Origin of the sequence: Microbacterium sp. ET2 (genome assembly GCF_030347395.1) — a bacterium.
Lineage (GTDB): Bacteria > Actinomycetota > Actinomycetes > Actinomycetales > Microbacteriaceae > Microbacterium > Microbacterium albipurpureum.
Genome location: NZ_CP128170.1, coordinates 1,901,752 through 1,912,483, shown reverse-complemented (window position 1 = coordinate 1,912,483; position 10,732 = coordinate 1,901,752). Strand labels below are relative to the sequence as shown.

The window sequence follows — 10,732 nt, the reverse complement described above, 5'->3', positions numbered from 1 at the left end:
CGTCCGCTACTTCCGGAGCTCGAAGGTGGTCGCCCCCACGCGGATGGGCGCACCGACGGTGATGGCGACCGGGGCTGACACACGCGCGCCGTCGTGCCAGGTGCCGTTGGTGGAATCGAGGTCCTGCAGCATCCACTGATTGCCCCACAGCATGATGCGAGCGTGGTGGCTGGAGGTGTAGTCGTCGCGGATCACCAGTCCCGACTCGCTCGATCGCCCGATCGTGAGCGGTTCGCTGCCGAGCGGCAGCTCGAGGCCGGCCTTCGGGCCGCTGGTGATGACGATGCGCGAGACGGTGGAGGGTGTCGCCGGTCCGCCCTTCTGCGGTGCGGCGGAGGCAGCGGCGGGGCGTGCGCGGGCGACGGGCTCGGTGAGCGCCGAGGGTGACGAGGGCGACTTCGTGACCGCGGCACCCGCGGGGGCTGCGGCTGCGGCGGCCGGCTCGGGCATCTTCCGCGCCTTCATGCCGAACAGGTCGGCGCGCAGCGAATACACGACGGCGAAGACGAAGAACCACAGCAGCACCAGGAAGCCGATGCGCAGCAGCAGGAGGGTCAATTCACTCACGGCAGCGGCCCCTGTTCGCGGATGTCGAAGGCGCGCGTGGCGTCGGGAGCCGGCCGGGAGGGCCGAGGAGGTACCGCCTGCGCCACCACGCGGAAGACGATATCGGTTCGGCCGATCGTGATGGTCGAATCGGGGGCGAGGGGGGCCTCGCTCACACGGCTGCCGCCCAGGAGGGTGCCGTTTGTCGACCCGAGGTCGCGCACCATGGCGCGCTCGCCGTCCCACAGCACCTCGACGTGCTTGCGGCTCGTTCCGGCGTCGGAGATCGTGACATCGGCGTCGCTGCCGCGCCCGATCACGGTCCGGCCCTTCACCAGCGGGTGGCGCTTGCCCTCGACATCGATCACTCCACGCCACGACACCTCACCCTCGGCGCTGCTGCTGTCGACGCGGAGCGTTCCGGTGGAGAGCTGGTCGTCGCGCTGGAGAGTGATGGTGACGGGCCCGGCGAAGCTGTAGCCCTGGGCGCGGGCGTGCTTCTCGACGAGCGCCTGGAGTTCCTGCCCGAGAGCGGGCCCGATCGCGCGCATGCGCTCGTCGTCGCTCGGGGCCAGGCGCACTGTGAACGTGTGCGGCGTGAGGATGCGGTCGCGGCTGACGACGGCGGCCTTCTTGTCCAGTTCGCTGCGGAGCGCCGACGCGATCTCGACAGGCTGGATCCCGCTACGGAAGGTCTTGGCGAAGGCGCTGTTGACGGCGCGTTCGAGTCCCTTCTCGAAGCTGTCTAGTAGTCCCACGGGGCTCCTCAGGCAGGCGATCCAGTCGGTACATGTTAGTTGTCCAGCCTGGACAGCCGATCCACACCCCGTTCGACCCGCCGTGGCCCTGAGAACGCAACCCGACGCGAAGCGCTGTCTCCGCGGGTGCGGGCAGCCCTTCGCGCCGGGTCGGTGGCGTCCGTCTGGTCCGCCCGCGTTCAGCGGTTGAAGCGGTCGGGGTGGTAGTTCACGAACCGTGATTCACCCTGGTCGAGCGCCTCGGCGGCACGATTCAGGTGATTCGCGGTCGTCGGCGACCAGCGCCCGGTCTCCAGTCGCTCGATCAGCACGTTGGCGGCGGTGAGAGTCTCGGCGGTGCTGAATGCGCAGTGCCCCGCCGAGGCGACGTACGTCTGGCGAAGCAGCGGCAGATTGCCCGCCACCCGCACGCGCTCCTCGTACTTGTGCTGCTGCGCCACGGTCGAGATCTGGTCGCCCAGGTTGTTCAGCGTGAGCGTCGGCACCGAGATCTCTCCCGTGAACTCGTAGGACGCTGCGAAGCGCTCGACGGCATCGGGATCCGCCTCGACACGGTCGCCGGCATTCACGGTGTCGAGATCTGCGTCCAGGGACAATCCGGCGTCACGGTAGAGCGCCTTGACGACGCGGCGCGCTTCGGGCGAGGCCTTTCGCAGCTGCTCGGCGTAGTCGATGCCGGTGTTCCACGACGGCATTCCTCCGAACACGAGTGTGCTGGTGTATCGGCTGCTCATCGCCTGGCCGATGTACGGCAGCGGATCGCCCGCCAGGGCGCCGTACCACGCCGCCTCATAGCGCTCGGCGTCACCCGGAGCAGGATCGGCGACCTCCTGAGACCATGCGGGCAGTTGTCCGATCGCCGACGCGAGCGCGATCCGGGCCCGTCCTTCCGGGGTCTCCTGCGCCTCGGCGAGCCGGTTCAGCCAGGCGCTGCGAGCGCTCTCGATGTCGGCCGGTACGTCTTCGACCGGGAGTGTTCCCTCAGGATTGAGCAGGCGGGAGAGCACGAACACGGTGTCGAGCTTCTGATTCCACTGCGACACGGTGCCCGACAGGCCACCGCAGCCGGCGAGCACACCGTCGATGCGGTCGGGGTGCAGTTCGCCCGCGGTGGCGGCGATCATCCCCCCCATCGACGTGCCCATGGCGATCGTGCGGTCGGGGTCGCCCATCACGTCCGCGAACGCATCGAGCGCCTCGATCTGATTGTCCACGGCGTCGCTCAACCGCCAGCCGGTGACGTTCCGGGTGGTTCCGCCGTAGGCGAAGCCCTCGTCGATCAGCGCGCGCTGCGCGGCCGAGGCCGGTCCGCCCGCGAAGTCGAGGTTCACGAAGACCGTGCCGTTCCAATCGTCCGGGACGATGAAGCGGTAGGACGTGGTGTCGGCGAGCCTGCCCTCTATCGTGCGCTCTCCCTGTTCGGCCGCGACCGCGGGCGCTCCCGCGGTGACCAGCGCGACGGCGGCCGTCGCAGCCACCGTCAGATGGGTCATCCTTCGCTTGTGAGCCATGTGTGCTTCTCCTCCAACGTCGTTGTTGCAGCCTGTCGGCCGACAAGGCCTGAGGGCATCGTGCCGCGTCTCATCCGCAATATCAACTAAATTGATAAAAATGGACGCCTCCGTCCGTATGTGTAGGCGCCACCTGGCCCGTGATATCCTCGGGAAGTTGAGTTTCGCGGGTCGATGAACCGCGGCTCGCGCGAGTGGCGGAATAGGCAGACGCGCTGGCTTCAGGTGCCAGTGCCCGAAAGGGCGTGGGGGTTCAACTCCCCCCTCGCGCACAGCGACGAATCAGCCCCCGACCCGGATTGCCGGTCGGGGGCTTCGTCGTTCGCGGCGCGACACACGCGCGGCCGCGCGAGCAGTGCCGCGCCCCGCAGGGCCGATGTCTTCGCGCGGTCAGCGGAACCGTCGCCGGTAGGCCAGCGCCGCACAGAGGTAGGCCACGACGAGGATGCCCGCGCACCAGGCGAGGGCGATCCAGAGGTCGGAGCCCGGGGTCTCGCCCGCCAGCAGCGCCCGCATCGCGTTCACGATCGACGTGACCGGCTGATACTCCGCGAACCACCGCACCGGCCCGGGCATCGTGTCGGTCGGGACGAAGGCCGAGCTCAGGAACGGCAGGAAGATCAGAGGGTACGAGAATGCGCTGGCGCCGTCGACGGTCTTCGCGGTGAGTCCCGCGATGACGGCGAGCCAGGTGAGTGCGAGGGTGAACAGGAGCAGGATGCCGCAGACGGCGAGCCATGCCCCGACGCCCGCAGGGCTCCGGAAGCCGATGATGAGCGCCACCGCCACGACGACGGTCAGCGACACCGCGTTGGCCACGACGGACGTGAGGACATGCGCCCACAGCGTCGACGATCGGGCGATCGGCATCGACTGGAAGCGCTCGAAGATCCCGCCCTGCAGGTCGAGGAAGAGCCGGTAAGCGGTGTACGCGACTCCCGAGGCCACGGTGATGAGCAGGATGCCCGGCAGAAGGTAGTCGACGTACGACTCCCCTCCCGTCTGGATCGCCCCGCCGAAGACGAAGACGAAGAGGAGCAGGAAGGCGATCGGCATCACCGCCGTGGTGATGATGGTGTCGGGACTGCGGAGGATGTGGCGCAGCGACCGCCCCGTGAGCGCGGCGGTGTCGCCGACGACGTGTGTGGTCATGGTGTGTCCTTTCGGCCGACGATCGCGAGGAAGATCTCCTCGAGGCTCGGCTGCTTCTCGACGTACTCCACGCGGGCGGGCGGGAAACGTCGCTTGAGGTCGTCGAGCGTGCCCTCGGCGATGATGCGCCCCTCGTGCAGGATCGCGATGCGGTCGGCCAGCTGCTCGGCTTCGTCGAGGTACTGAGTCGTCAGCAGGATGGTCGTGCCCCCGCGGGCGAGTTCGCGCACGGCGTCCCACACCTCGATGCGCGCCTGGGGATCCAGACCCGTCGTCGGCTCGTCGAGCAGCACCACAGGCGGATCGCCGATGAGGCTCATCGCGATGTCGAGCCGGCGGCGCATCCCGCCGGAGTAGGTTCCGACGCGGCGACCGCCGGCCTCGGTCAGGGAGAATCGCTCGAGCAGGCGATCGGCGACCTCGGCGGGATCGGCCACGTGCCGGAGCCGAGCGATGAGCGCGAGGTTCTCGCGCCCGGTGAGCACCTCGTCGACCGCGGCGAACTGGCCGGTGAGGCTGATCGCCTCTCTGACGCGTGCGGGCTCGGCCGCGGCATCCCGTCCCCGGATCTGAACGGTGCCGGCGTCGGCGCGCAGCAGCGTGGCGAGGATGCGGATCGCCGTGGTCTTGCCGGCGCCGTTGGACCCCAGGAGGGCGTAGATCGTGCCGGTCGGCACGTCGAGGTCGACGCCCTTCAGGACGGAGAGGTCGCCGAAGGCCTTCACCAGCCCCCGGATGTGCACCGCGGGGCCGGCGGTCATCGTCAGCGGCGCGTTCACGGCGCCTCCTCCTTCTCCGCCTGTTCGATCGCAGCGGCGAGCCTCTTCTGCTCTTTCGTGATCCATGACCCGAGGCCGTAGTTGGACTTGAACGTGTCGACGAACTCGACCGGATCATCGCCGACGACCTCGCGCACCGGCATCCCGTCGGCGGCGGCGCGCTCGAAGAGATCGGCGAGGTCGTCGAACATCTGCAGGAGCAGCTCGCCCTGGTCGGTGCCGCCGTTGTACATCAGGTAGCGCTCGACGCCTCGCGCGGCGGTCCGATACGGGGCCGGCAGCGCCTCCACCCGCGCTCGATACGCCTTCCAGCGTCGCTTGTCGGCGAGTGACCCCGTCACCCATTCGATCCAGTTGGCCATCACGATCCCCCTTCGCGGAGCTGTTGCAGTCGTTCGGAGAGGAAGCTCCAGGTCCTCCAGAACTCATCGAGGTAGTCGCGCCCGGCCGCGTTGAGGCTGTAGACCTTCCGCGGCGGACCCTTCTCCGACGGCACCTTCTCGACGTCGACGAGACCCCGCTGCTCTATCCGCACGAGAAGGGCGTACACGGTGCCCTCGGCGATGTCGGTGAAGCCCTGCTCGCGCAGCCACGCGGTGATCTCGTAGCCGTAGGCGCGGCGAGTGGCCAGGATCGCGAGCACGATGCCCTCGAGAATGCCCTTCAGCATCTCGGTCGTCTGCTTGCCCATCGGGAACCTTCCGGTACTCAGTGTCGGTGAGTACCACTACATAGTAGCGCTGACTACCGAGAACGCAACAGCGTCCTGAGCGCACGGGGTGAGCGGGCGCGCCGGCGGCGCGGGCCGGAGCAGAAGAAGGGACGTCGCGCCGCGGCGTCAGTTGCCGTCGAGCACGGGCAGCAGTGTGTAGACGGCCTCCTCGATGTCGCGACCGACGCCGGGGGCGAACGAGGTCGTGCGAGACACCTCGGTGAAGCCGCACCGGGTGAGCACGGCGCGGGATGCCGCATTCTGCACGGCCACGCGAGCGAAGAGCGGGCGGACGGGCTCGCGGGAGATGAGGAGGCGCAGCGCCTGCGTCGCCACGCCCCTCCCCCATGCGTGGCGGGCGATCCAGTAGGTGATCTCTCGATCGCCGTCGACGGTGAAGGATCCGACAGCCCCGGCGAAGGCGCCGTCTTCGGTCACGATGCGGTACGTGACGTCGTCGTCCCCGCGGATGCGGGCGATCCAGCGGTCGAAGGCACCGCGGTCGCCCGGATCGTCGGCGGTGAAGGCCGCCAGCTCGACCGCGGCGGGGTCGCGCATCATCTCGAACACGGCGTCGAGGTCGTCGTCGTCGAGGTCCCGCAGTTCGATGTGGCCCACGAGGTCAACCTAGCGAGGGTCGTCCCCGCAGGGCGAGGGCAGATGGTTCAGGCTCCATGAGGATGCTCTCGGCCGCTCGGCCGTCTCGCGCGACGACAGCGTCCCGCAGACGCCGGTAGCGGGTGGTGCGAAGTTCGACATCCTCGTCGGGCTGGGTCCATCCCTGCAGGTTCCGCTGAAGAGCGAGTCCCGCCTCGCGCATGATCGTGATGAAGACGTGGTTGCCCGTCGCCCGGATCAGCAGTTGGTAGAAGGCGGTCGTACCGCCGAGGATCCCCATGCCGTCGTTGCGTTCGGAGCGGGCGATGAGGGCGTCCACCGCTTCGATGAGGTCGGTGTGCTGTTCGGAGGTCGCCCGCGCAAGACCGAGGATCGCCGCGTCACCGGCGATGTAGGTCATGAACTCGGTGGTGTGCGCGTACGCGTCGGGGTGCGCCTCTGTGACACGGGTATACCTGTTCGCGGCGACCTCGACCAGGCCGAGTCGTTCGAGGCGCTGCAGCGCTTCACGTACCGGCGTGCGCGAGACGCCGAGCCGCGCGGCGAGTTCGACATCGCGCAGGCGATCTCCCGGGCGCAGCGTGCCCCGCAGAATCGCCTCGCCCAGCACTGCGTAGACGTCGTCGCCGAGCGCCGCACCTTCGCGGGGCGTCAGCGGAACGAAGTCGTTGTCGGCCATCGCGCCACAAGTGTATTCAACCGACACATTCCTCGCATCAGTACTGATATATCGGTACAGTGAGAGTGTCGCGACCACGCGCCGTCCCTGCGACGGCGCCCGCGACACATCCGGGGGGATCCGTCGACGCCCGGGCCTCGAGCTCTCTGCTCGGCCCGGGCGGACGATGGGACCGAGCGATACGCGGCTCCTCCGGCATCCGCAGACGTCTGCTTTCGCAACGTTTGTGTCACCATCTCCCGGTGACACCGCGGCCTTCGTTAGCGTGGGTCACGCCGCGCGGGCACAGGGCTCGCGGGCGGAACGAAGGCAGTAGATGAGCACGCAGGGCACGGTCAAGTGGTTCAATTCCGAGAAGGGCTTCGGCTTCATCGCACCGGATGACGGGAGCGCCGACGTGTTCGCGCACTACTCGGCGATCCAGGCGAGCGGGTACCGCTCCCTCGAGGAGAACCAGCGCGTGGAGTTCGATGTGGCGCAGGGTCCCAAGGGTCTGCAGGCGGAGAACATCCGCCCCGTCTGACCCGGTCGGTCAGTCCTTTCCGCGCACCAGCTCCAGACCCGCGCCGGCGAACTGCCGGAGGGTCGCATCGGGCAGGAACGCGCGGGTGAGGCCGGCCGCGATCCGCGAGAGGTCGCCCTCGTCGCGGTAGAGCAGGTACATCGTCTCGTACCGCGGGTTGAACTTCTGCTTGAAGCGGTGCAGCGATCGGAACCCGTACACCGGCTCGAGCATCTGCGCGAGGCGGTCGGTGAGGTCGGCGATGACCCCCGCGTCGGCCGGGCCCTCGTGGGCGAGCGGTGCGCCCGAGAGCGAGAGCACGGCCGCGCCCTCGTCGGCGAAGTGGCGTGCGGATGACCCGATGAGGAACTCCATCACGGGGCCGAAGCCGCCCTCGCGGCGTCGCATGAGATCGAGCGTCCACCCGCGCACGTCGCCGCCGGCGCCGTAGACGGGCAGCCACGACAGGAAGCCGTCGACGTCGCCGGCGGGTGACAGCGCCAGCGCCAGGCGCACCTCGGGGTCTGCCGCTTCGATCAGCGTGCCCAGGGTGAACCGCATCTCAGGGAGGCCCTTGTCGCCGACCCACGCCTCCGAGATCGCGCGAAGCTGTGCCTGAACGCCCCACGGCTCGTCGCCGAGCCGGGTCATCCGGAAGGTCATCCCCTCGCGCTCCGCGCGATTCAACGACGATCGCACCGGGCCCCACGCCTTGCCGGTGAACTGCAGGCCGGGGAGATCGACGATCGTGTCGTCGGCGACCACGAGGCTCCGCCATCCCTCGGGAATCGCCGCGCGGGTGGCTTGGCCAGCGCTGAAGAAGCACGGGATCAGGCCGGCGCGCTCGGCCGCGTCGGCGAACTCGCGCACCGAGTCCGCTCGCGACTCTTCGGGACCGAGCGGATCGCCGAGGGCGATGGCTGTGCCGAGGTGCCGCTGGTAGGGCACGACGCCCGCGGTCGTACGGAAGTACGCCATGCCCTCCCACGTCGCCATCCACGACAGGGTGCCGCCGCCATCGGCGCGGATGATGTCCTTGACGTCGTTCACGCTCGGCACGGGCGTCGCGCCGAGCCCGCGGCGCGGCTTGGCGCGGAACGCCGCGCGCACCCACACGAGGTAGATGGCGAGCATGAGCCACAGCGCCGCCGAGACGAGCCCGATCTCGGTCTCGCCGTCGATCACGACCTCGACCTGCGCTTCGCTGCTGAGGACGATGGCCACCACGATGAGAACGCCGACGAGGACGTTCAGGATGCCGAGGACGAGGCCGAGGACCCACGCCCAGCGGCGTCCGAGGCGCAGCCCGTTGGCGATGACGGCGATGATGATCGTGTCGACGGCGACGTCGAAGAACCCGCCCGAGACCGGTTCGGTGGGACCGAATGGCCCGTTGGTCGGCACGACGATGAGGGCGATCTGGATGACGCCGAGCACGACGATCGACACGAAGGCCAGCAGTCGCTGTTCGCGCACCGTGATGCGCTGGAGGCGCAGCGACCGGTCGACGAAGAGGATGAGCACGACGGCGACGACATGCTCGAGGTCGGGGAGCGCGCCCCAGAACAGCAGCGCGACGAAGACGAACCCGAGCAGCACGAGCCATGCGCGCACCCGCCACGGTGGTGGGAAGAGCCCGATCGCCGCGGCGATGCACGCCATCGTGCCGCCTGAAGCGCCGACGTCCAGCGCGGCCGCCTCGGCCTGGGCCCATCCCCACGGGAGGAGCGCGGCGAACCACAGCAGGAGCGCCGTGGCGCATACGGCGAAGAGCTGGCCGATCCAGAAGTACGCCAGGGCGACGCGTGAGCCGCGGTGGTATTCCAGATATGCCATCCCCCAGAAGCCGGCGATGGTGAACAGGTACACCCACGGCTGGTTCACGAAGAACGTGCCCGTGACCGGGGTCCACCACCGTCCCTCCAGGAGCGCGGGAAGACCGTACGCGACGGTGTCGTGGAGGTCGGCGTCCTCGAACGGGCGCCAGAGTCCCTGCCAGATCACTCCGGCCGCGAGGATCAGGGCGACCAGGGTCAGCGTCGCGGGGATTCGACGGGCGATCCGGACGACCGGATGCCGCGCGTACGGCGCAGCACGCCCGGCATCCTTCGTCGTGGTTCCGCCTGCGTCGCCGCCCGCCCCCGCCATGGCACTCACCCTAGCGAGGGCCGTCGGACTCTACGCGGGATCGATGGCCGCGCCGCTGTCGGCGGCGTAGTGGGCGAGCGCCTGCGCGTCTTCGGCGTGCCGGAGCGCGCGCCGCGCGGCGTCGAGTGCTTCGACCGGATCCTGTGCGTGCCGGGCGGCCGCGAGGTCGCGCTGCGCGGAGATGAGGCGCGCCCGCGCGTCGGCGCCGGTGTGCACGCCCGACATCGCCGCCTCGGCGAGCGCGACGCCGTTGCGGGCCGCGGCGAGCGTGCCGGGAAGAGCGGTACGGGCTCCGCGGAGGCGCTGCTGCGCGGTGCGGGCGTCACCGAGAGCGCGGTCGAGGCGGTCGCGCAGGCGCGCGATCTCGCCGATCGTGTGGGTGGGCCGGCGTGCTGCTCCCGCCTCGAGCGCGTCGAGGGAGGTGGCGACAGCGCGGATCTCATCGCCGAGGCGCTCCGCATCGGCCGGCTCGAGCTTGGTCCGGATCGCTGTTGCGGCGCGCAGCGCACCCCGTGCCGAATCGAACTCGTCCGACAGCGCCTGCGAGGCCTGCGTGATGAGGCGGTAGGTCTCCTCGAGCGTGCGGGCGTCGGCCTCGGCGCGGCGGAGGGCCCGCTCCCCCGCGGCGAGGTCGGCGAGGGCGTTGCGGGTGGGGTCCGCGGCCGAGCGCGACGCCTCGGCGAGGCGCTCCTCGGCCTCGTCGGCCTCGGTGACGGCCGCGCGGGCTGCCGCCGCGGCATCCTGCCATTCGCGCTGGTCGAATCGGGCGAGCTGCGCGATGAGGGCCTCGGGATCGCCCATCCCCGCCCGCACCTCGGCGAGCCGCGCCTGCGCGGAGCGGACCTGGTCGGCGGCCGTGACGTGCGCGGTCACCCACGCGGCGTGCGCGGTGCGAGCGCCGTCGACGGCGAGAAGGGCGGTCTCGACGCTCCGGGTGATCGACTCGGCGGTGCGGCGCACGCGCGCCGCCTCCTCGCCGCGCTCGAGTCGCGCGGCGAGGCGCCGGTACTCCTCGAATCCGTCGTCGCGCACGTGCTGGGCGGTCATCCGCGCGCGGCGCAGGGTCGTCGGGGCGTCGCCGCCGTAGAGCGCCCCCGACAGGCTCACTTCGACGTCGAGGTCATCGACCGCGTCATCGAGTCTCACCAGGGCGCGACCGGCTTCGTCCCGCGCCGACTCGGCGGCGGCAACCGCCTTGGGCGAACGCCGCGAGCGCCGCAGTGCGATGAGCCCGACGACGACGGCGAGGGCCGTCACACCGAACACGACGGCGGCAGGGACCACCCAGCGGAGAAGGTCGTCGGCCTGCTCGGTCATCGGGCCCTCG

12 protein-coding genes and 1 tRNA gene are annotated in these 10,732 nt (G+C 70.1%); 2 read left to right on the top strand and 11 right to left on the bottom strand.

All coding sequences use genetic code 11. The features are described 5' to 3' along the window. Positions 1-6: 6 nt before the first annotated feature. The 3 genes from QSU92_RS09195 to QSU92_RS09185 form a co-directional block, all read right to left on the bottom strand. Positions 7-567, bottom strand: coding sequence for an FHA domain-containing protein FhaB/FipA (locus tag QSU92_RS09195; protein ID WP_289261111.1), 561 nt, complete (start codon positions 565-567; stop codon positions 7-9). After that, positions 564-1,304: an FhaA domain-containing protein gene (locus QSU92_RS09190; RefSeq protein WP_289261110.1), complete on the bottom strand. Its 741-nt coding sequence runs from the start codon at positions 1,302-1,304 to the stop codon at positions 564-566. Before QSU92_RS09190 ends, QSU92_RS09195 begins: the two co-directional genes overlap by 4 nt. 179 nt (positions 1,305-1,483) lie before the next feature. After that, a complete protein-coding gene (locus QSU92_RS09185; protein ID WP_289261109.1) occupies positions 1,484-2,815 on the bottom strand; it encodes an alpha/beta hydrolase in 1,332 nt (443 codons plus the stop codon). A 188-nt stretch (positions 2,816-3,003) separates the two neighbouring features. On the opposite strand from QSU92_RS09185, the gene QSU92_RS09180 reads away from it, so the two are divergent. After that, a tRNA-Leu gene (locus tag QSU92_RS09180) sits at positions 3,004-3,087 on the top strand. A 118-nt stretch (positions 3,088-3,205) separates the two neighbouring features. On the opposite strand, the gene QSU92_RS09175 is transcribed toward QSU92_RS09180, so the two are convergent. From QSU92_RS09175 to QSU92_RS09150, 6 genes are all read right to left on the bottom strand, one after another. After that, complete coding sequence (locus QSU92_RS09175; protein WP_289261108.1) at positions 3,206-3,967, bottom strand: ABC transporter permease; 762 nt, start codon at positions 3,965-3,967, stop codon at positions 3,206-3,208. After that, the gene (locus QSU92_RS09170; RefSeq protein ID WP_289265864.1) at positions 3,964-4,728 is read right to left on the bottom strand and encodes an ABC transporter ATP-binding protein; all 765 of its coding nucleotides are present in this window, start codon (positions 4,726-4,728) and stop codon (positions 3,964-3,966) included. The genes QSU92_RS09175 and QSU92_RS09170 overlap by 4 nt, the downstream gene beginning before the upstream one ends. A gap of 14 nt (positions 4,729-4,742) precedes the next feature. Continuing rightward, on the bottom strand, positions 4,743-5,108 hold the full coding sequence (locus QSU92_RS09165) for a DUF1048 domain-containing protein (protein ID WP_422880370.1): 366 nt from the start codon (positions 5,106-5,108) through the stop codon (positions 4,743-4,745). Then, positions 5,108-5,437, bottom strand: coding sequence for a PadR family transcriptional regulator (locus QSU92_RS09160; protein WP_289261106.1), 330 nt, complete (start codon positions 5,435-5,437; stop codon positions 5,108-5,110). Before QSU92_RS09160 ends, QSU92_RS09165 begins: the two co-directional genes overlap by 1 nt. A 147-nt stretch (positions 5,438-5,584) precedes the next feature. After that, positions 5,585-6,076 (bottom strand): GNAT family N-acetyltransferase, encoded by a 492-nt coding sequence (locus QSU92_RS09155; RefSeq protein WP_289261105.1) that lies wholly within the window; start codon positions 6,074-6,076, stop codon positions 5,585-5,587. Between the two features lie 4 nt (positions 6,077-6,080). After that, the gene (locus QSU92_RS09150; RefSeq protein WP_289261104.1) at positions 6,081-6,755 is read right to left on the bottom strand and encodes a GntR family transcriptional regulator; all 675 of its coding nucleotides are present in this window, start codon (positions 6,753-6,755) and stop codon (positions 6,081-6,083) included. Between the two features lie 316 nt (positions 6,756-7,071). On the opposite strand from QSU92_RS09150, the gene QSU92_RS09145 reads away from it, so the two are divergent. Further along, entirely contained in the window at positions 7,072-7,278 is a 207-nt protein-coding gene (locus tag QSU92_RS09145; protein WP_179561133.1) for a cold-shock protein, read from the top strand. Positions 7,279-7,287: 9 nt separating this feature from the next. Here QSU92_RS09145 and QSU92_RS09140 read toward each other — a convergent pair whose 3' ends face one another. Next, a complete protein-coding gene (locus QSU92_RS09140; protein WP_289261103.1) occupies positions 7,288-9,405 on the bottom strand; it encodes a DUF2156 domain-containing protein in 2,118 nt (705 codons plus the stop codon). 30 nt (positions 9,406-9,435) lie between these two features. Next, positions 9,436-10,722 carry a hypothetical protein gene (locus QSU92_RS09135; RefSeq protein WP_289261102.1) on the bottom strand — a complete coding sequence of 429 codons (1,287 nt, stop codon included), beginning with the start codon at positions 10,720-10,722 and terminating at the stop codon, positions 9,436-9,438. Positions 10,723-10,732 lie beyond the last annotated feature (10 nt).

Excerpts from the sequence above, each read along its gene's own strand:
- QSU92_RS09140 (WP_289261103.1), bottom strand. The coding sequence starts at position 9,405 with ATGGCGGGGGCGGGCGGCGACGCAGGCGGAACCACGACGAAGGATGCC.
- QSU92_RS09170 (WP_289265864.1), bottom strand. The coding sequence starts at position 4,728 with ATGACCGCCGGCCCCGCGGTGCACATCCGGGGGCTGGTGAAGGCCTTC.
- QSU92_RS09145 (WP_179561133.1), top strand. The coding sequence starts at position 7,072 with ATGAGCACGCAGGGCACGGTCAAGTGGTTCAATTCCGAGAAGGGCTTC.
- QSU92_RS09160 (WP_289261106.1), bottom strand. The coding sequence starts at position 5,437 with ATGGGCAAGCAGACGACCGAGATGCTGAAGGGCATTCTCGAGGGCATC.
- QSU92_RS09135 (WP_289261102.1), bottom strand. The coding sequence starts at position 10,722 with ATGACCGAGCAGGCCGACGACCTTCTCCGCTGGGTGGTCCCTGCCGCC.
- QSU92_RS09150 (WP_289261104.1), bottom strand. The coding sequence starts at position 6,755 with ATGGCCGACAACGACTTCGTTCCGCTGACGCCCCGCGAAGGTGCGGCG.
- QSU92_RS09165 (WP_422880370.1), bottom strand. The coding sequence starts at position 5,108 with ATGGCCAACTGGATCGAATGGGTGACGGGGTCACTCGCCGACAAGCGA.
- QSU92_RS09175 (WP_289261108.1), bottom strand. The coding sequence starts at position 3,967 with ATGACCACACACGTCGTCGGCGACACCGCCGCGCTCACGGGGCGGTCG.
- QSU92_RS09185 (WP_289261109.1), bottom strand. The coding sequence starts at position 2,815 with ATGGCTCACAAGCGAAGGATGACCCATCTGACGGTGGCTGCGACGGCC.